The 19,623-nt window shown below is 55.2% G+C and carries 17 protein-coding genes; 2 read left to right on the top strand and 15 right to left on the bottom strand.

The features are described from left to right. Window positions 1-98 precede the first annotated feature (98 nt). Entirely contained in the window at window positions 99-836 is a 738-nt protein-coding gene (locus tag HH1059_RS03885) for an HAD-IA family hydrolase (protein ID WP_096408508.1), read from the top strand. Here the strand turns inward: HH1059_RS03885 and dnaE are convergent. From dnaE to rpsB, 15 genes are all read right to left on the bottom strand, one after another. Beyond that, window positions 833-4,399, bottom strand: coding sequence for a DNA polymerase III subunit alpha (dnaE, locus tag HH1059_RS03880; RefSeq protein ID WP_096408505.1), 3,567 nt, complete (start codon window positions 4,397-4,399; stop codon window positions 833-835). The genes HH1059_RS03885 and dnaE overlap by 4 nt on opposite strands. A 15-nt stretch (window positions 4,400-4,414) precedes the next feature. Next, window positions 4,415-5,668, bottom strand: a complete 1,254-nt coding sequence (locus tag HH1059_RS03875) for a Coenzyme F420 hydrogenase/dehydrogenase, beta subunit C-terminal domain (protein ID WP_231902013.1) — start codon at window positions 5,666-5,668, stop codon at window positions 4,415-4,417. 17 nt (window positions 5,669-5,685) lie between these two features. Further along, on the bottom strand, window positions 5,686-6,273 hold the full coding sequence (locus tag HH1059_RS03870) for a ribonuclease HII (RefSeq protein ID WP_197710733.1): 588 nt from the start codon (window positions 6,271-6,273) through the stop codon (window positions 5,686-5,688). Continuing rightward, a complete protein-coding gene (gene lpxB / locus HH1059_RS03865) occupies window positions 6,270-7,409 on the bottom strand; it encodes a lipid-A-disaccharide synthase (RefSeq protein ID WP_096408503.1) in 1,140 nt (379 codons plus the stop codon). The genes HH1059_RS03870 and lpxB overlap by 4 nt, the downstream gene beginning before the upstream one ends. A gap of 20 nt (window positions 7,410-7,429) precedes the next feature. Further along, window positions 7,430-8,206: an acyl-ACP--UDP-N-acetylglucosamine O-acyltransferase gene (gene lpxA / locus HH1059_RS03860; RefSeq protein ID WP_096408501.1), complete on the bottom strand. Its 777-nt coding sequence runs from the start codon at window positions 8,204-8,206 to the stop codon at window positions 7,430-7,432. Continuing rightward, complete coding sequence (gene fabZ, locus HH1059_RS03855; protein ID WP_096410318.1) at window positions 8,203-8,619, bottom strand: 3-hydroxyacyl-ACP dehydratase FabZ; 417 nt, start codon at window positions 8,617-8,619, stop codon at window positions 8,203-8,205. The genes lpxA and fabZ overlap by 4 nt, the downstream gene beginning before the upstream one ends. Window positions 8,620-8,736: 117 nt before the next feature. Further along, the gene (gene bamA / locus HH1059_RS03850; protein WP_231902012.1) at window positions 8,737-11,172 is read right to left on the bottom strand and encodes an outer membrane protein assembly factor BamA; all 2,436 of its coding nucleotides are present in this window, start codon (window positions 11,170-11,172) and stop codon (window positions 8,737-8,739) included. Between the two features lie 82 nt (window positions 11,173-11,254). Beyond that, window positions 11,255-12,619: an RIP metalloprotease RseP gene (gene rseP / locus HH1059_RS03845; protein WP_096408496.1), complete on the bottom strand. Its 1,365-nt coding sequence runs from the start codon at window positions 12,617-12,619 to the stop codon at window positions 11,255-11,257. A 19-nt stretch (window positions 12,620-12,638) separates the two neighbouring features. Further along, a complete protein-coding gene (gene dxr / locus HH1059_RS03840; RefSeq protein WP_096408494.1) occupies window positions 12,639-13,817 on the bottom strand; it encodes a 1-deoxy-D-xylulose-5-phosphate reductoisomerase in 1,179 nt (392 codons plus the stop codon). Beyond that, on the bottom strand, window positions 13,817-14,641 hold the full coding sequence (locus HH1059_RS03835) for a phosphatidate cytidylyltransferase (protein WP_096408491.1): 825 nt from the start codon (window positions 14,639-14,641) through the stop codon (window positions 13,817-13,819). The genes dxr and HH1059_RS03835 overlap by 1 nt, the downstream gene beginning before the upstream one ends. Further along, window positions 14,634-15,419, bottom strand: a complete 786-nt coding sequence (locus HH1059_RS03830; protein ID WP_096408489.1) for an isoprenyl transferase — start codon at window positions 15,417-15,419, stop codon at window positions 14,634-14,636. Before HH1059_RS03830 ends, HH1059_RS03835 begins: the two co-directional genes overlap by 8 nt. Before the next feature lie 12 nt (window positions 15,420-15,431). Continuing rightward, on the bottom strand, window positions 15,432-15,989 hold the full coding sequence (gene frr / locus HH1059_RS03825; protein ID WP_096408486.1) for a ribosome recycling factor: 558 nt from the start codon (window positions 15,987-15,989) through the stop codon (window positions 15,432-15,434). A 26-nt stretch (window positions 15,990-16,015) separates the two neighbouring features. Beyond that, complete coding sequence (pyrH, locus tag HH1059_RS03820; RefSeq protein WP_096408484.1) at window positions 16,016-16,735, bottom strand: UMP kinase; 720 nt, start codon at window positions 16,733-16,735, stop codon at window positions 16,016-16,018. A gap of 79 nt (window positions 16,736-16,814) precedes the next feature. Further along, the gene (gene tsf, locus HH1059_RS03815; protein WP_096408481.1) at window positions 16,815-17,690 is read right to left on the bottom strand and encodes a translation elongation factor Ts; all 876 of its coding nucleotides are present in this window, start codon (window positions 17,688-17,690) and stop codon (window positions 16,815-16,817) included. Between the two features lie 19 nt (window positions 17,691-17,709). Further along, entirely contained in the window at window positions 17,710-18,456 is a 747-nt protein-coding gene (gene rpsB, locus HH1059_RS03810; protein WP_096408479.1) for a 30S ribosomal protein S2, read from the bottom strand. Between the two features lie 345 nt (window positions 18,457-18,801). Between rpsB and map the strand changes: the two genes are divergently transcribed. After that, window positions 18,802-19,578, top strand: coding sequence for a type I methionyl aminopeptidase (gene map / locus HH1059_RS03805; protein WP_096408476.1), 777 nt, complete (start codon window positions 18,802-18,804; stop codon window positions 19,576-19,578). The last annotated feature ends 45 nt before the right edge of the window (window positions 19,579-19,623 follow it).

Below are 19,623 nucleotides of genomic sequence, written 5' to 3'. Positions count from 1 at the left end.
CATTAGTGCTAAATTTTTACCTGTGCTCAGTCTGTGCTCAATTTGACCCACAAGGGAGATAGCGTCGTACTTAAGATAAAAGTCGACCGCCAAACTTTATGAGTATTTTACACAACCCACAAGCTCTACTGTTCGATGTTGATGGCACTCTCGCCGATACCGAAGGTCAAGGACATCTGCCCGCCTTCAACAAAACCTTTGCCGCCCATAACCTACCCTGGCGCTGGAGCAAAGATGAATACCGCCGCCTGCTTACCGCAGTGCCAGGAGGTAGAGAACGCATCCTAGAGCAGCTTAAGCGCACCCCACCACCTGAGCATTGCAACCAAACTCTTGCCGAGTATGCACAACAGCTCCACCGGGAGAAAGGGCACCATTACACAGATATCCTGCGCTCCGGCGCGATCAAACCGCGGCCTGGGGTGACACGACTGATTGAAGAGGCTTACTCGAGCGGCACCACTCTGGCCATAGTAACCACCAGCGCCAGAGAGAGTGTAGAGGCCTTATTCGAGTACGTCCTACCAGCTAAACAGCGCCACTATTTCTCCCTGCTGATTTGCGGCGAAGATGTAAGCGCCAAGAAACCCGATCCAGAGGCTTACCAACTTGCAGTTGAGAGGCTGTGCCTGCCGCCAGACAATTGCCTGGCCCTGGAGGATTCCGTAAACGGCTTAGCCGCAGCTAATAAAGCCGGGATCCCTACCCTTATAACATACAATGAATGGACCAAAGACGACGACTTCAGCGACGCTTGGCGGGTGGTAGAAAGCCTTGATAACCGTGGTGACGGGGAGCCGGTAACTCTGGCATGGCTAACCGATGCACACACCTAATTGGCCTGCGGATAGGCAATCTCAACCTTATCCTCAACTAGGCTCTGCAAACGCTCAAGCAGATCATCACTCGGCAGCACAGTCCATTCGGGGCCGAGAAGCAGGCGCGCTTGAGCCTGCGGATGGGTATACTTTACCTCAACCCGACTTAAACCATCGGCATAGGTGCTGAGTGTCTCACGCAGCTGCGGCACCAATCCGTTAGCCGCTCGCTGGGCGCTGACTGGCACCACAACCCTAGCGTGGCTGCGCTCCCGCGCTTGAGCGAGACTGTAAACCTCCTCTGCGGATATCCTATAACCACCCGAGAAATCATCAAAATCAAGACTGCCCTTGATTATCAGCAAAGCATCTTTAGCTACTATTGAGCGATAGCGAGCAAATACCTCGTGGAATAGCACCACCTCTATCCTGCCCGTGCGATCATCCAGGGTCAGACTGGCCAAACGCCCGCCGTTGGCGGTGTTGCGCACCCGCAATGCGATCACCAGGCCGGCGGCGCTAACCATCTTGCCTCTACCCGAAGCGCTAGAGGCACCTCCTGAGCCATTGCTCAACGCCCCAGCAGCTAGACGTTGGAGCCGGTCAGTGGTCAAGTAAGGCAATTCCTGTTCGTAGCGATCTATCGGGTGGCCGGTCAGAAAAAGGCCGAGAGTCTCTTTTTCTCCAGCCAAGCGCTCATCCTCAGGCCACTCCGGACATTCAACCTGCGCATCTTGTCCATAACCTTCGGCCAAGGGGTTGCTCGCCAACCCGCCAAATAGATCACTCTGACCCACCTCCTGGTCACGGGCAAATTGCTCTGCAGCAGCAAGCGCTGCAGGTATTTGGGCCATTGCACTAGCTCGGTTAGGCACTAACGAATCAAGGCTACCAGAGCGACATAGGGCCTCAAGGACACGCTTATTAGCCCTGCTGGTATCCACCCGCCGGCATAAATCGAAAAGATCGCTGAATTGGCCATTGCGCTCACGCTCACCGAGAATCGCATCCAGGGCCGACTCACCTACGCCTTTAATCGCGCCTAGACCATAGACAATGGTATTTTCATCGACGGCCCGAAATGGCTTGTTACTGCGATTAACATCGGGAGGCAGCACCTCAAGCTGCATTGCTCGCGCCTCGTCGAGAAAGGTAACAACCTTATCGGTCTTATCCATATCCGACGAAAGCACAGAGGCCATAAAAGGCGCCGGATAGTGCGTCTTGAGCCAGGCGGTTTGATAAGAGAGCAAGGCATAGGCGGCCGAGTGACTCTTGTTGAACCCGTAGGCAGCAAAGCTTTCCATGAGATCGAAGATACCGGCAGCCTTTTCCTCAGCTATCCCATTAGCCTGAGCGCCAGCGATAAAGCTAGCCCGCTGCTTGGCCATCTCCTCGGCCTTCTTCTTACCCATGGCTCGGCGCAGTAGATCTGCCTGACCGAGACTATAACCGGCGAGCACTTGAGCGATACGCTGCACCTGCTCCTGATAAAGAATAACGCCGTAGGTTGTCTCGAGAACCGGCTCAAGATCGGGATGATGTAGCTCGCGGTTAGGATAACCGGCGATATTGACCCGACCATGTTTGCGCTCGACAAACTCATCCGCCATGCCCGATTGCAGCGGACCGGGACGAAACAGTGCTACCAAAGCAACGATCTCTTCGAACCGATCGGGCTGCAAGCGCTTGATCAGCTCCTTCATGCCACGCGACTCAAGCTGAAATACCGCGGTGGTGGCACAGCGCTTGAGCAGACCGAAAGTTGCCGGGTCATCGAGCGGTATTGCGTCGATATCCAGCTGCTCTTCTTGGCGCTGCTCGCGGATCTGGTTGACCGCCTGCACCGTCCAGTCGATTATGGTAAGAGTCCGCAACCCCAAGAAATCGAATTTGACTAAGCCAACCGCTTCGACATCATCCTTGTCGAAATGGGTTGCCACTTTCCACGGCTCAGCGTCAGAGCGCTCCTCCGGATCGCGATAAAGAGGCGAGAAGTCGGTCAGATCACTAGGGGCTATGACAACACCACCGGCATGTTTGCCAACATTGCGCGCCATCCCCTCAAGGCGGCGCGCAGTATCAATCAGTTCGCGCACATCTTCATTGTTGTCGTACTCGGCACGCAGATCCTCATCCTGATCTAAGGCCTTATCCAACGTCATTCCCAACTCGAAAGGAATCAGCTTGGCGATACGATCAACATAGCCGTAGGGGTGACCATAGACCCGACCGACATCGCGCACCACTGCCCGGGCAGCCATAGTACCGTGGGTTGCTATCTGGGATACTTTCTCAGCTCCGTAGCGACGCGAGACGTATTCAATCACCTCATCGCGCCTATCCATGCAAAAATCGATATCGAAATCCGGCATGGAGATCCGCTCGGGATTAAGAAAACGCTCAAAGAGCAGGTCGTAACGCAGCGGATCGAGGTTGGTTATCCCCAGGGCATAGGCAACCAGCGAGCCAGCCCCCGAGCCCCTCCCCGGCCCTACCGGGATATTGTTCTCACGGGCCCAACGGATAAAGTCGGCAACAATCAAAAAGTATCCGGGAAACCCCATCTGCTCGATAACATCGAGCTCATGCTCAAGGCGCTGTTTATAATCTGACCAGGCGTGATTCGCGTCATCGCCGACACCGCCGTACTCGGCCAATCTTTGCTCGAGCCCAACCAGCGCCTCTTGGCGCAACAGCGAAGCGACAGTCTGCCCCTCAGGTACCGGAAAATCAGGCAGATAGGGGGTCCCCAATTCGACATCGACACTGCATTTGGCAGCTATTTGCACTGTTGTCTCAAGGGCTTCAGGGATATCGGCAAAGCGCTCCGCCATCTCGGCCGACGATGCAAAATACTGCGACTCGGTATAGGGGCGAGGACGCTGAGGGTCGTCAAGGGTGCGACCTTGGTGGATACAGACGCGCACCTCATGGGCGTCGTAGTCTTCAGCACGCATGAAGCGAACGTCGTTGGTCGCTACAACCGGAGCCTGTTCGGCGGCTGCCAGATCTACTGCCGCATGAAGATGGTGCTCATCCCCAGGGCGACCGAGGCGGTGCAGCTCTAAATAGTAACCGTCAGCGCCAAATGTCCGGCGATGCTCGCGCAGATACTCTAATGCGAGTTCCTGGTCGCCGCGCAGCAGGGCACGGCCGACGTCGCCGTGAGATCCGCCCGATAATGCAATAAGCCCGTTACTATCGGCTTGCAGCCAATCCCGCGAGATGACCGGTGTATCGCCCTTAGTACCCTCTCTGTAGGCGCGCGTCAGCAGGCGCGACAGGGCGCGATATCCATCCACGTTGCGGCACAACAGGGTCAGTCGCGAGCGGCCCAGTTCGGCGGCGGGATCTTCGAGCCAGACATCGCTACCAATTATCGGCTTAATACCTGCGGCGAGGGCAGCCTGGTAGAACTTAACCATTCCGAACAGATTCGACTGATCGGTTACCGCAACCGCAGGCATGCCGGCATCCCGCGCGGCAGCCACCAGCTCCTTTATCCTTACAACGCCATCGACTAAGGAGAGCTCAGTGTGGACGCGCAGATGGACGAAATCCCCACAACTATTCGCCATATCGCCAGCACACGGTTATTGCGAGCTTCCGCCCCCCACATCGTAGGGCTTGGCTAACTCATAGACATGCTCAGGCACCATTGACTTGATCCGCTCAGGCGCCATCTGGCGAAGATGGATCAATGTCTCGCCCGCCTTCATCTCTACCCGGGCACGAGCAAACTCCAACCCGCGCGGCCCCATATAGGGCATCAATCGGCTCATAATAGGCCGCAACCAGTTCGGCATGCGCCTTACCGGCATACCGCTTGCGGCACGCTCGGTGTTACTCAGGTACCCTTGCACAGCACTAGCTCTCTTGCCAGCGCTACCGGCAGGACGCAACCTGATCTCATCGCCAAGGATATCGATGAGCTCTTGGCCACGCTGATTGCGAATTATAACCCACTGTTCGCCACGGCCGCCCATACTGCCAATCACCAAGTCAGCCAAAGCATTGGTGTAATCAACGCAGGTCCGGCAGGTCAACGGAAAAAAATCGGGGGAAAGCTTAGCTAGGGGCAACTGCAGGAACGGAATCTCTTCTTTACGACCGCCCTCATAGCGCAGCTCTACGTAGTGATCTGGGCGGAACTCAAGATAAGTAACTTGATTTGGATCATCGGCAAAAAAGTTTAAAAACTCATGAAATCTCGGCGTGTCCGTGTTATCTGCACAAGGGGTGCCGATAACGTCGAGGCGCTCAAATCCAAGTTCCTCCTCGATAACCCGCAGGGGATGCACCTGACACGGCATGGCGATAACAGCAAGGCGCTTGTAGCCCTTCTGCAGGGCATGATCTAGCAACGCCAGCAACGGCGCAAAGCCGATCCGCATCCCCCGGCAGATAGACAGTCCTTCCGGCTCGGTTACCAAAACCGGCACCGGCTGCCACCGATCGCCGGCAGAGCTTGTAACGGTCAGCACAGCATCGACCTCGCGCTCCTCGAGCAACCGTTCGGCTACTCGCGTGGTTATTCCTGTCCACTGCGCATCTGGCAAGGGCTGGCGCAACGAGGCCTGATACATATCGGTAAAGGGGCCAAAATGCAGTTCATCGGCGCGCTGTGGGTCGCGCTCGCGACCGTGAACTTGTCTTTCCAAGGTCGGATAATCGGGACGCAGAAATTGACATGCCCGACCACAGCGCTTGGCTCTCGAGGTTCGCGAAAGCCCGCAATCAGTGCACAGTGGCCGTTCAGCAGGTTCACTCAGGACCGGACTCCAGCATCCCTGCGGCACCTGTGAAGACCAAAACTGAACCGTTTTCTCCTCTTTCATGCGAAGCATTTAAGCTCTCCCTCGGATTATTTGGTGGCCGCCAGCAGCCTGCGCACTGGGGCAAAGCTGCGTCTATGCAGAGGGGAAGGCCCCCATTTTTCTAAAGCCCTGCGGTGGCCAGCAGTGCCATAACCCTTATGGCCGGCAAAGCCGTACTGAGGATACTCTCTATCCCAATCCACCATCTCACGATCACGCGCCGTTTTGGCAAGAATCGAAGCTGCCGCTATAGCTGGCTCGCTGGAATCGCCGCCGACCACAGCTCGAGCTGGCCATTTCAGCTCCGCGGGCAAGTCTTTACCATCAATCAACACTCCGCCCGGGGAGAGGTTCAGGGCTTGCAAAGCCCGGCGCATAGCTAGCAGGGTAGCTTGACGAACATTTAGTTGGTCTACTTCCGCTACTTCCGCACGGCCCAGAGCCCAAGCCAAGGCACTATCACGAATCACTCCCGCCAAATGTTCGCGCACCTTAGCTGTTAACCTCTTGGAATCAGTCACACCGGGAACCGGATGTTCAAGGATAACCGCTGCAGCAACTACCGGCCCCGCCCAAGGGCCTCTACCCGCCTCATCGACACCAGCAACGGGGGCGGACAATGGTACCTCGCTCACTGCAGCTTCTCCAGTACCGCCTGCGCTGCTCTTTGGTCAGCATTGCGAGCCAAGTCGGCATGGATAGTAGTAAAGCGCTGACGCAACTGCTGAGCAGCATGCGGTTTATCTAACCAGTACCCAGCCTCAGCTGCCAAATTGCTGGCGCATGCTTGCCCCTGAAAGAGTTCCACTACCAGTGACTCCTGAGCTAAGAGGTTGGGCTGGGAGACCCACTGCACCTTAATCATGGCCTTGACTAAGTAGTAGGTCAGCCAAGAGACCCTGTATGCCACAACCATTGGACACTTAGCCAGCATAACCTCCAGTGTAGCGGTACCCGAAGCAACTATAGCCACATCCGCTGAGGTTGCTACTCTCGCCGCATCGCCAGCTACAAGAGTTAACCGCTCGCCGAGTCCATGCCGCTCAAACTCAGCGCTTATTTCTTCGCGTAAATGCTCAGACGCCACCGGAACTACAAATCGAGTGTCGTCGTACCCTTCAGCCAAAATGGCTGCAGCTGCGGCAAATTCGCTTATCAACCGCGACACTTCGCTACCCCGACTCCCCGGGAGTATAGCTACTACGGTACTACTCAGTGATAGTTCGAGGCTCTGACGTGCTACTACTCGATCGACTTGCAACGGGAAACGATCTGCGGCTGGATGCCCTACACAAACCGCATCGACACCGCTCTGATCATAAAAACTCTGCTCGAAAGGGTAGAGGGTCAGCATCCGGTCCACTGCCCGGCGGATGGTTTTTATCCTCCCCCGTCGCCACGCCCAGACTGAGGGGCTCACATAGTGAACTGTTGTTATTCCTGCGGAGCGCAAGCGTTTCTCCACAGAGAGGTTAAAATCAGGCAAATCAATGCCGATGAATATGTCGGGCGGGTTTTCTATCCAATGATTGACTAATTGTCGCCGTAGGCCAAGCAATCGCGGCAAATGGCCCACCACTTCAGTCAGCCCCATGAGAGCAAGGCCTTCCATGGGAGCGAGGCGCTGCAGACCAGCAGCCTCCATGGCTGGCCCGCCCACTCCTTCATATTCAGCTCCAGGTACATATTCAGCAAGAGCACGCATCAAGCCTGCACCAAGGACATCTCCTGATAGCTCTCCTGCTAACAAAGCAATCCTCGGTCCGGCCATTAGACCACCTTATAGATAACTCAGCGCAGCAAACCGCGTTTGCTCGAATCGAGGAAATCAACCATCTGCCGCACATCAGCTGAATCAGACAGTTGATCGGATAGGGCATCTCTTGCGTCTTCAAGACGCAAACCCCGCCGATAGAGGATCTTATAGGCCCGCTTAATCGCAGTAATCCGCTCGGCAGAGAAACCGTGCCGACGCAAACCCACAGAATTGACTCCCCGCGGTACTGCCATTTGCCCAGAGACAGTAACGAACGGCGGCACATCACGGTTGATGCCACTACCAAAGCCACAAAAGGCATACGAGCCTACGCGGCAGAATTGGTGAACAAGGGCAAAACCGCCTAGGGTTGCATTATCACCAACATCAACGTGTCCAGCTAGAGAGGCTGAGTTGGCGAACAGGAGGTTATCACCCAACGAGCAATCGTGGGCTATATGGCAATAGGCCATTAACCAGTTGTTATCGCCAATGCGCGTCTCGCCGCGCCCCTGCGCAGTACCGCGGTGACAAGTAACGAATTCACGTATAGTGTTGCCATGGCCTATTTTCAGTAGCGTAGGCTCGTCCTTGTACCCTTTATGCTGAGGCGCCTCACCAAGCGCGGCAAACTGGTAGATTCTGTTATCTCGGCCTATCTGTAGAGGACCACGAAGCACAGCATGTGGACCAACCCAAGTCCCTGAGTCGATCTCAACGCCGGGACCGATAACAGTAAACGGCCCCACCTCGACGTCTTCTGCCAAAGAGGCCTTAGGATCTACCAACGCTTGTGGATGAACTTTTGTCAAACTGAACGCACCGTGCAGCGTACTTCACACTCTGCAGCGAGTTGGCCATCAACACTTCCCTTGGCCTCAAAAATCCATATACCCCTAGTCACTCGCCGCACTGTCACCTCATGTTTGAACTGATCCCCCGGCTCCACGGGGCGCTTGAAGCGCGCCTTATCGATGCCGACCAGGTATATCACATCGTTAGGGCTTAGGGTATCCTGAACGCTTCTGAAGGCGAGCATGCCACATGCCTGAGCAAGTGACTCGAGGATGAGCACGCCAGGCATTACCGGTTTCTGGGGAAAATGGCCAACGAAAAAAGGCTCGTTAATAGTAACGTTTTTAATGCTTGCTAAATGCTCATAAGGCGTACACTCAAGCACCCTGTCGATTAGCAGCATCGGATAGCGATGGGGAAGAAGGTTCATGATCCCATCTATATTGGTACCTCCCTGATCTGCATCTCTGCTCACTTATAACCCTCCTTCTGCTGCCAATCCTAATCCGATTTAAACTAAGCCGTTAGCCTAACATATGATCTCGCGTTAAAACTCGGTACCCAATGAGAACTGGAAGGTCTCGGTACGATCTTCATCACTTGGATTGAGAGGTTCGGAAAGGCTGAATGTAAGTGGCCCAACCGGCGACATCCAGATCAGTGAAATACCTGCCGCAGCCCGCAGCTCACCAAGATCTACACTATCCAGGCCTTCGGGTTTAACCTTATCAGAATCCTCTAAATCTGAGTATCTATCGAGCCGGGTATTGAAGACCTGGCCGGCATCAACAAACGCTGCCATACGCACAGACTGCGCCTCCGCAGTAGGCGGAAAGATAACCTGGGCCTTGGTAAGAATCCTCGCATTACCACCTATCGGCTCACCATTATCAGCCTTGCGCGGACCTAGATAGTTGCCCCGGTAGCCGCGTACGGTCCTGACACCCCCGGCATAGTAGTGCTCAAAGAAGGGCAACCTATCGGAATCGCCATAACCATCGCCGTAAGAGGCGCGGCCCTCGACAGAGAATGTCACCTCATCACCTGCCCACGGCATCGGCCAATAGCGCCGGTGCTCGTAATTGAGCTTGTAGAACTCCTGATCGGCTCCCGGCACTGTCCCCTCTAACGACAACCGCTGCCGCCCACCGCTAGTCGGGAAGACACCACGATCGCGGGTATCACGCTGCCAGGATAGGCGCGGCTTGATCATATCGAAACGATCACCCTCATCGTCGAGATACTCCGTTATCCAATCAGGGGTGTCACCACGAACATCTATGCCGATATGCTCATAACGCAGCCTAGCCGATAGCCTGTCCACCTCGCTGACCGGCAAGCCGTACTCAACCGAGCTGTGCCCTGAGGTCAAATCGTAGTCAGCCAAATCGGCACGTCTCGCCCGCGTTTCCCGGTAACCCGCCGAAAGGGTCCGCGATACGCCTTCAACGGTGTGGAATCGGTCTGTATATGTTAGATCATAGACATTAGAGACCTCGGAGCTATTGACGGTTACGCTCATCCGGTCTCCCGTGCCGGCGAAGTTATCCTGAGAGACAGAGAAGTTAACTAGCAAGCCCTGGATATCGCCGTAGCCAATCCCTGCCTGAAGCTGGCCGGTCATCCTCTCCTCAACAGTAACGTCGACATCGACGCGATCGTCGGTCCCCGGCACCCGTGGCGTATCCATATTCACAAAGCTAAAGAAGCCGAGCCTGTTCAGGCGGGTCCGCGACCTATCGAGGGCCTCACTGGACAAGGGACCCCCTTCGAGTTGACGCATCTCACGCCGGATAACCTCATCCTGAGTCCTTTGGTTGCCGGTAATATTAATATTGCGGACATAGACCCTGGCACCCGGATCAACGAAGTAGACCAGATCTACCGTCCTCTCCTCCTCATCTATGACCGGTCTGACATTAACCTCAGAGAAGGCGTAGCCATCTTTAGCAAGCCGTTCCCGAATGCCTTGAACACCCTCATCGACTTTACTACGCGAATAAATATCACCAGCGGATATAGCAAGCCTTTCATAGAGTTCTTCAGGGGGGACCACCAAGTGGCCACGCACCTGCACATCACCGACCTCAAATTGCTCACCCTCATCCATGTTGATGGTGATGAATACGTCCCGTCGATCAGTACTAATCGAGACCTGAGTAGATGTTATGGAGTATTGGATGTAACCGCGGTCCTGATAGTACCTGCGCAGCGACTCCAAATCGTTAGCCAACATACCTCTAGCATAACGATGGCGCTGTGACCAAGGTGCCCACCACCGCCGCGGTCTAAGCTCAAAGACTGAACGCAACTGCTGGTCAGTAAAGGCGCTGTTACCGACAAAATTAATACTACGAATCTCAGCTACTGGGCCTTCGTCGATATCAATGCGTACTGCAACTCTATTCCGCTCCAATGGCGAGACAGTGCTCTCTACCGAGACATCGTACTTGCCCTGGGCAAAATACTGCTGCACGAGCTCTCGCTCTATTTCGGCGAGCTGAGCGCGATTGAAGACCTGACCCTCAGCTAGACCAGCTGCACGCAGAGCATCAAGCAGATCATCGTCGCGTATCTGCTCATTCCCTTCGATCTCCAAACGGGCAATGGAAGGCCGCTCCTGGACTTGGACTATCAATGTGTCGTTATCACGCAGCAGCTCAACGTCACGGAAAAAACCAGAACGGTATAGTTCCCTTATCGCACTCGCCACATCGGCTGAGCTTATCTCATCACCCGGCTCTATGGGCAGATAGTTGAACACTGCCCCTTCGGCTACCCGTTCATTGCCCTCCACCCGTATATCATCAACCACGAACTGATTGGCACTAGCCCCTGTGCTAACGGCAACGAGCAGCAGCGTCGCCAGGCTCAGCATGACAGAGCGAGGGGCTATATGACGGATTCTGCCATGGCGCCAGAGAAGTCGAGAGACTAAGGCGTGACTCCATGAGTTCCGCGGCACTGCGCATCTATGTCTCAAGGCGACCCATCCCGCGGTGGACTTACCTGCTCCCTGTCCATAACCATACGCATAAACCATAAAGAATCAATCAGCCCCAAACTCATCCAAATATCCGGGTAAAGTCGTTGTACAAGGCTAGAGTCATTATGGCGATGATGGCCAAAATACCAATTCGCTGACCGATAGCCATCGCATAATCGGACACCGCCCGACCGGTGACTGCCTCATAGCCTAGATACATTAAATGGCCACCATCCAGTATGGGGATGGGCAACAGGTTAACTATGCCCAGGGTTACGCTAATCAATCCGAGGAAGAAGAGGAATGCCGTTATGCCTATGGCCGCACTCTCGCCGGCAAACTCACCAATAGTAACCGGACCGCCGATATTCTGCAGGCTAGCCTCGCCGATTATCATCCGTCCGAGCATCTTTGCAGTTAGCTTGGTAGTGTCCCAAGTGCGCTCAACCCCAACGAAAAAGCCCTCAACCGGCCCATACTGTACTTCACGGACCATTCGCTCCCGGTAGCTTTCGGGGATCTGTGGACCTACTCCTAGGCGGCCAACCTCACGCCCGCCTCTCTCCATTTTCCCCAGGGTAACCAGGCTACTCTGCTCGACACCTTCGCGTTCAAAGACTATCTCAACCTCTTCCCCGGCCAATCCTTCCAGGCGCTCGGTTAGCTCTCGCCATGTTTCGACAGGTTGATCGGCAACCTTGATTATCTTGTCTCCAGCGCTCATGCCGGCCTTGCCCGCCGGGCCATCCTCCTGCACATGGCCCAGCTGCGGATCAAGAATCGGCATATAGGCATACAAACCGATGGTTCCGAGAATATCTACGGTATCCCGCAACTCCTGCTCTGCCGCTAGGTTTAGATAGTACTCCTGCTCCCTACCCTCTTCACTTTTAGCTACAACCGGCAATGCCTCGTGGCGAAATCCGACATCGAGCAGAGTCATCACGGCACTCTGCCACGTCGGTGTCTCACGGCCATCTATGCTGATTATCTCGTGACCACGTTCAAGGCCTGCCTCGTAGGCCACGGTATTTTCTGGTGGCTGATCGATGATTGGGCGGTGCTCCTCGTCACCAATAACCGCCACTGCCCAGTAGACCAAGATAGCAAACAGGAAATTAGCCGCAGGTCCTGCAATCACAACAGCCGCGCGCTGACCTACCGGGCGGCTATTCAAGGAGCGCGCCTTATCCTCTTCAGAAAGGCCTGGCTCACGCCCCTCCAACATTTGGACATAGCCACCGAGAGGTATCATGGCCAAAACATATTCGGTGTGATCTGGAGCTCGCCCTTGCCAGCGCAACAATGGGCGACCGAAGCCAATCGAGAAGCGCCGCACCTTCACCCCCAGTCGCCGCGCGACGAGGAAGTGCCCCGCCTCGTGGATCCCAACCAGTATGGTAATCGCGACCAAGAAAGCTAGTATGCTCCAGATTAGGGTCATAAATGGGATCTCTCTAGTTTTATTCTGCTTGGCGGATGACAGCCCTCTCAGCTGTCAGCCGTGCTTGTGCATCAACTTCTCGAGCAGATTCAAGGTCAGTCGGGGTTGCCACTATACCCTGCTCAGCCAGAGTCTCTTCTATAACTGGGGCGATGAGATCGTAACGCAATCTACTGTTAAGAAAAGCATCAACAGCGATCTCATTGGCAGCATTGAGCACTGCACACGCTCCTCCGCCGCTACGCAAAGCCTGATATGCCAAACTTAGACAGGGGAAGCGGCGTTCATTTACAGCCTCCAGATCAAGCCTGCCGGCAGCTACCAGATCGAGCAATTCGACACCCGATTCGACGCGCTGAGGAAATCCGAGTGCATAGGCTATGGGCACGCGCATATCCGGCGAGCCGATTTGGGCTAGATAAGAGCCGTCTTTGTACCCGACCAAGGCGTGGATCAGGCTCTGCCGGTGGATAACAACATCCACCCGTCCAGGACTTAAATCGAACAGATGACAGGCCTCTATTACTTCAAGTCCCTTGTTCATCATGGTGGCCGAATCAACAGATATCTTCCGGCCCATCGACCAATTCGGGTGTGCACAAGCCTGCTCAGGGGTTATTGCTGCTAGCGTATCCGGATCCCGATCACGGAACGGCCCACCAGAGGCAGTAAGCACAATCCTCTCCACCCCATTGCCATCGATGCGTTTATCTGCAGGCAGGGCCTGAAAAACGGCATTGTGCTCGCTATCTACCGGCACTATTTCGGCACCGCTAGCAGCGGCAGTGCTCATGAAGAGCTCACCGGCAACCACCAGTGTTTCCTTGTTAGCCAGCAGAATCCTCTTGCCTGCCCGGCACGCCGCCATTGATGAGGCAAGTCCCGCGGCACCAACCACTGCAGTTACTACAGCATCGACTTCAGCCAACTCCGCTAGCTCGGCAACCCCCTGCTCACCCGAACCAACGGTAATGCCGCCTAAGCCTTCTTGGCGTAAGCGCTGCTCAAACTCCCGGGCTGCTTGTGGATCGTCCAGAGCGGCGTAAGCCGGCCGATGCTGGCGACATATCTCGACCAAACCCTCTACATCTCTACCTGCAGCTACCGCAACCACCCGCAATCTCTCAGGGTGGCGGGCAACCACATCCAGGGTGCTTTGACCAATCGAACCAGTAGCTCCCAATACTGCAAGCTGCATTACATTCCGCTCTGCCACCACGCCAACCCCGCTGCCAAAAACGGCGCAGCCGCCGTAATACTGTCTATGCGGTCGAGTATTCCACCATGTCCTGGCAGTAAACCCCCGCTATCCTTAACGCCACGCTGGCGCTTCAGCATGCTCTCAAACAAATCGCCGATGACGGATACTGCCACAATCACCGCACTCCATGCGAGCACGAGCACCAGCGGTGGAATCTGCGGTTGTAAAGCCCAGATCAGCCCAAATCCCGCTATCACCCCAGCAACCCCGCCAACAATAGCACCTTCCCAGCTCTTCCCCGGGCTGATTGAGGGAGCCAAGCGATGCTTTCCCCAAGCTTTACCGGCAAAGAACGCACCAGTATCAGCAACCCATACCAAGACCAGCAAAAAGGTATGCCAAAACGGGCCCCAATTGGTATGGCCGTGGACATAAACTAGGGCTAACCAGCACGGCCACAGCAACAGCCAGCCTATAACCGCGGCGATTGCTGGCGCCGGTGCCGGTATATTACGTTGAGAGAAAATCAGCAGCCACAGCAGGGCGCATCCCCACAACAGGACCGCTCCATAAAAAATAAACTCTGCAGCCCAGGTGACGTCCAAGAGCAAATACCCAGGCGGCAATGTAGCCATGAATGCGGCAACCAGTCCGGCTCTCGCCTTGGTATCTTCAACCCCCATCAGGTGGGTCCATTCCCACGCCGCAAGACCTGATACAGCCGCTACTAGCACCGCTATAGCAGGGGTGGGTAAAAGCCAAATAGCAGCAATAAGCAAAGGCCCTAGCACTAGGGCTGTTATCAAGCGAGCCCTAAACATCTTTGTTCAGCTCCGCTCCGCCGCCTTCACGGACATCGCCGAATCTCCGCTCCCGGTCGGCGAAATCCTCCACAGCGCGTGCCAGATCTTCTGGGCCAAAATCCGGCCACAAAGTATCGGTGAAATAAAGCTCTGTGTACGCTAACTGCCAGAGCAGGAAATTCGACAGGCGGCGCTCGCCACCAGTGCGAATGAAGAGATCAGGATCAGGTAGATCAGGGGCTTCAAGAGCTTTATGCAAGCTGTTCTCATCTATCTCAGCGGCGTCGATTGCACCACTAGCTGATTCTTTAGCTAAACGCTTGGCAGCCTCGGTTATCTCCCAGCGCCCGCCATAGCTAGTCGCTATAACCAAATGCATGCCATCATTATCGGCGGTGAGTTCCTCTGCATTTGCCAGGCGCCTCTGCAATGGGCGTTCCAGGCGCTCCCTCTCACCGACAAAGCGCAGGCGGATATTGTTCTGGGTGAGTTTATCCAGTTCCCGATCCAAGGCGTTACGAAAGAGCTCCATGAGGACCCTTATCTCACCTACCGGTCGGCGCCAATTCTCACTACTGAAGGCGTACAGAGTCAGCGCCTTAATACGCAGCCTAGCGCATGCTTCAACTATACCTCTTACACTGCGCACTCCAGCCCGATGCCCGGAGTGGCGAGGTTGACCGCGCTGCTGAGCCCAACGACCGTTGCCGTCCATAACCACAGCTACATGGCAGGGTAACCTGACCCCGTCGAGCCGCTGGACGATCCGCTCTACATCAACCTCGTCATGATCCATGTCAGGGCTCGCTTAAATCTCCATGAGCTCGCGCTCTTTCTCCTCCAGAACGCTGTCTACTTTGCTAACGTACTTGTCGGTAAGCTTCTGGATAGCTTCCTGGCCGGAGCGCTCATCGTCTTCGGTTATATCCTTGTTCTTGGCAAGATCTTTCAAATCAGAATTGGCATCCCGCCGAACATTACGAATCGCCACACGCGCTTGTTCAGCTTCGTTTTTGACCAGCCGCACCATCTCTTTACGCCTCTCTTCGGTTAAAGATGGCAACGGCACCCGGATTGTCTGCCCTGAGGTAACCGGACTCAAACCTAGATTAGAAGCCATTATAGCCTTCTCGATGACCGGCACCATGCTCTTCTCCCATGGCGTCACGGACAAAGTCCTGGCATCCTCGACGCTGACGTTAGCGGCCTGCTTAACTGGCACCTGAGTGCCATAGTAGTCGACCATGACCTGATCGAGAAGGCTGGTATGAGCTCTGCCTGTGCGCAACCTAGCCAAATCGTGGTTGAGGCTATCAACCGCCTTGGCCATGCGCTTTTCTGCATCTTCTTTGATATCATCAATCACGGCTATTCCTCCTCGGCACCCTTGTTCTACCCAGGGTCAACAACTGTACCTACAGAAGCCCCCTGCGCCGCCTGGACTACGTTACCGGCCCGGGTCATATCAAACACCATTATGCGCATACCCTGATCCCGACATAAAACTATTGCAGTCGCGTCCATCACCTCAAGCTTCTGGCTAAGAACATCATCGTAAGTTAATCGCTCATAGCGTCTTGCACTTGGGTCGTTGACTGGATCCGAGGTATAGACGCCGTCGACTTTCGTGCCCTTGAGCAACAGCTCGGCCCCGATCTCAACGGCCCGCAAACTAGCTGCCGAATCAGTAGTAAAGAAAGGGTTACCAGTGCCGGCCGCAAAGATGACCACTCTACCCTTTTCTAGGTGTCGAACGGCCCTACGGCGGATGTAATCTTCACAGACTTGATTGATCTTGATTGCCGACATAACCCGGCTAAATACCCCACGCCGCTCCAGTGCATCCTGCAGCGCCAGGGCATTCATAACCGTAGCTAGCATGCCCATGTGATCGGCTGTAATCCGATCCATTCCTGCAGCGGCCAGGCCCGCCCCACGAAATATATTACCGCCACCGATTACTACCGCAACTTCCACACCAAGGGTATTAACCTCGGCTAGCTCATCGGCTATGCGCGTTAGGGTTGTGGGGCATATACCATAGTCGCTCTCACCCAGCAGGGCCTCACCGCTGAGCTTGACAAGGATCCGGCGATAGTGCGGCACCGTCATTGCTCCTGGCCTCCTTTGTGAGCGGGTTACGGTACCTGCCAGCAGGCAGGCACCGCTAGGTGATATCCGCCGCTCAGGCTCAGGAGTCGCGAACCTGGGCCATCACCTCATCGGCGAAGTTCTCTTCCTTCTTCTCTTTGCCCTCACCTACTTCAAAACGGGCAAAGCGAACTACTTTGGCGCCCTTGTCTTTGAGTAGGTCTGCCACAGATTGATCCGGATCTTTCACAAAAGGCTGCCCCAGCAAAGTTATTTCACTAAGGTGCTTGTTTAGCCTGCCCTCAACCATCTTCTGGATAATCTCCTCAGGCTTACCGCTCTCACGCGCCTGGGCCATCAGAATCTCGCGCTCTGACTCAAGCTGCTGCTGCGGCACGTCTTCTGTAGAGACGCAAATCGGCGAAGAGGCAGCCACATGCATGGCCAAATCCTTACCCAGCTGCTCATCACCGCCTTCATATTCGACGAGAACGCCAATACGTGCCCCATGCAGATACTGCGCCACTTGGGACGCGCCAGAGTAGCGGACAAAACGGCGGATCTCAATGTTCTCACCAAGCTGTGCCACCATCTCTTGGCGGAGAGTCTCAACCGGCTTGCCATCTATCTGGCAACCGAGCAATCCATCCAGGTCGTCAGGCCCATCCTCCAGAGCCCGCTGCGCTACAGCTTCAGCAAACTCCCTAAACTCGTCACCATTAGCGACAAAGTCGGTCTCGCTGTTGATCTCCACCAGCACACCGCTACTCCGATCTGCGGCACAGGCGGCGACGATCCGCCCTTCAGCTGTGACCCGACCAGCCTTTTTATCTGCTTTAGCCAGACCCTTCTTACGCATCAACTCGGCGGCCGCATCTATATCACCGTCCGCTTCAACCAATGCGTTCTTACACTCCATCATGCCGGAGCCGGTACGCTCCCGCAGTTGTTTAACTAAACTCGCAGATACACTCATTTAACCTTAACCCTCTCTCTCAGGATGCAGCGGTGTCGTTTACCTCGACAAAATCGTCTTTGCCCGCGGCCGCAGCCTGGCTAGAAGCCTGCTTAGCCTCGAGCACTGCATCAGCAATACCTGAAACATAAAGATCTATCGCGCGAATGGCGTCATCGTTGCCCGGGATGACATAGTCAATTTCACGCGGCGAGCAATTTGTATCTACCACGCCAATCACCGGGATACCGAGCTTCCTGGCCTCGGCTACAGCGATGTGCTCATAGCCAACATCGACCACAAACATAGCATCAGGAAGGCGCTCCATGTTCTTGATGCCCGATAGGCTCCGATTTAGCTTTTCCATCTCCCGGCGCAGCGAAAGTGCCTCGCGCTTGGTCACCTTATCGAAGGTGCCGTCTTGCGACTGGGTCTCCAGCTCCTTGAGGCGGGAGATTGAGTGTTTGACTGTCCGGAAGTTGGTCAGCATGCCACCCAACCAGCGGTGATCAACATAGGGCTGGCCGCAACGCATTGCTTGCTCGCGAACAATCTCGCGTGCCGAGCGCTTGGTCCCCACGAACAGTATCTTACCGCCCTTAGCAGCTAGCTGCCCGGCAAAATTAAGGGCATCTTTGTAAAGAGGCAGGGTCTTTTCAAGGTTAATAATGTGGATTTTGTTTCGTTCACCGAAGATATAGGGACCCATCTTCGGATGCCAGAAGCGCGTCTGGTGGCCAAAGTGGACGCCGGCCTCCAGCATCTTGCGCATGGAAACGTCTGCCATAAGTGTTTCTCCTGTAACGGGTTACGCCTCCATACACCCCTCATACGAAAACCCGTGCATGCAACCCCGGGCACCCGATCGTATGTGTCGGTGTATGTGTGAAGTTTTTGATTGACGCTAACGTCGGTTAGCGCGTGGCTTTATACCACTGATTGGGGTTTGGCACAAGTTGTGCCGGAGATACCAAACAGTCTTAATTGAACTATGCACCTAGGGATGGATTCACGGCGTCCTCCACACCGAGCAACTGAGTGGCTCCGGGGGTAAATTTTTGAGCTTCCTCTCGCTGTGGATAATCCACCTACTCCATCCCCTCCACGCTGCTATCGTGATAAAATCGCCCACATGTCCATACCAATCAAAACTCCAGAAGACATAGACGGCATGCGCCGAGCAGGCAGAATGGCCGCAGCGGTACTCGACATGGTAACCCCGTACGTAAGGCCAGGCGTTACCACCGAGTATCTTGACTCGCTATGCCATAACTACATCACCGAACAGCTCAACGCCACTCCTGCTCCGCTCAACTACCGCGGCTTCCCCAAGGCTACATGCACCTCAGTTAACCATGTCGTTTGTCATGGCATACCTGGGCCGAAGAAGCTCAAAAAGGGGGATATCGTCAACGTGGATATCACCGTTATAAAAGACGGTTGGCATGGCGATACCAGCCGCATGTTTTGTGTCGGGGAGCCCAGTATTCGCGCCCGGCGGCTAGTCGACGTTGCCTATGAGTGCCTCTGGCAGGGCATTGAGCAGGTCCGCCCAGGGGCTAAATTGGGCGACATCGGACATGCCGTCCAGAGCCATGCCGAGGCCCATAACTACTCGGTAGTTCGCGAGTATTGCGGCCATGGAATAGGTGAGAGATTTCACGAAGACCCCCAGGTGCTCCACTATGGGACTCCGGGAACCGGCACGGTACTGGAGGAGGGAATGACTTTTACTATCGAGCCGATGGTAAACGCCGGGCGCCCAGAGACCCGCCTGCTCCGTGATGGCTGGACTGTAGTGACCAAGGATCGCAGTCTCTCTGCCCAGTGGGAACACACACTCCTAGTTACCGCAAACGGCTACGAAGTGCTTACCCTGCCCGAAGGAAGCTTACCCGAAGCTGAATAGGTACCACACTGACCCCTAGGCTATAACCGATCGGCGGAATTATCA

The sequence above is a fragment of the Halorhodospira halochloris genome, assembly GCF_002356555.2.
Classification (GTDB): Bacteria; Pseudomonadota; Gammaproteobacteria; order Nitrococcales; family Halorhodospiraceae; genus Halorhodospira; species Halorhodospira halochloris.
This window is presented reverse-complemented; position numbering and strand designations above follow the sequence as displayed.

Bases quoted from the DNA above. Each gene is read 5' to 3' on its own strand.
- HH1059_RS03885 (WP_096408508.1), top strand. From the start codon at position 99: ATGAGTATTTTACACAACCCACAAGCTCTACTGTTCGATGTTGATGGC.
- dnaE (WP_096408505.1), bottom strand. From the start codon at position 4,399: ATGGCGAATAGTTGTGGGGATTTCGTCCATCTGCGCGTCCACACTGAG.
- HH1059_RS03875 (WP_231902013.1), bottom strand. From the start codon at position 5,668: ATGCTTCGCATGAAAGAGGAGAAAACGGTTCAGTTTTGGTCTTCACAG.
- lpxB (WP_096408503.1), bottom strand. From the start codon at position 7,409: ATGGCCGGACCGAGGATTGCTTTGTTAGCAGGAGAGCTATCAGGAGAT.
- fabZ (WP_096410318.1), bottom strand. From the start codon at position 8,619: ATGAACCTTCTTCCCCATCGCTATCCGATGCTGCTAATCGACAGGGTG.
- rseP (WP_096408496.1), bottom strand. From the start codon at position 12,619: ATGACCCTAATCTGGAGCATACTAGCTTTCTTGGTCGCGATTACCATA.
- dxr (WP_096408494.1), bottom strand. From the start codon at position 13,817: ATGCAGCTTGCAGTATTGGGAGCTACTGGTTCGATTGGTCAAAGCACC.
- HH1059_RS03835 (WP_096408491.1), bottom strand. From the start codon at position 14,641: ATGTTTAGGGCTCGCTTGATAACAGCCCTAGTGCTAGGGCCTTTGCTT.
- HH1059_RS03830 (WP_096408489.1), bottom strand. From the start codon at position 15,419: ATGGATCATGACGAGGTTGATGTAGAGCGGATCGTCCAGCGGCTCGAC.
- pyrH (WP_096408484.1), bottom strand. From the start codon at position 16,735: ATGACGGTGCCGCACTATCGCCGGATCCTTGTCAAGCTCAGCGGTGAG.
- tsf (WP_096408481.1), bottom strand. From the start codon at position 17,690: ATGAGTGTATCTGCGAGTTTAGTTAAACAACTGCGGGAGCGTACCGGC.
- rpsB (WP_096408479.1), bottom strand. From the start codon at position 18,456: ATGGCAGACGTTTCCATGCGCAAGATGCTGGAGGCCGGCGTCCACTTT.
- map (WP_096408476.1), top strand. From the start codon at position 18,802: ATGTCCATACCAATCAAAACTCCAGAAGACATAGACGGCATGCGCCGA.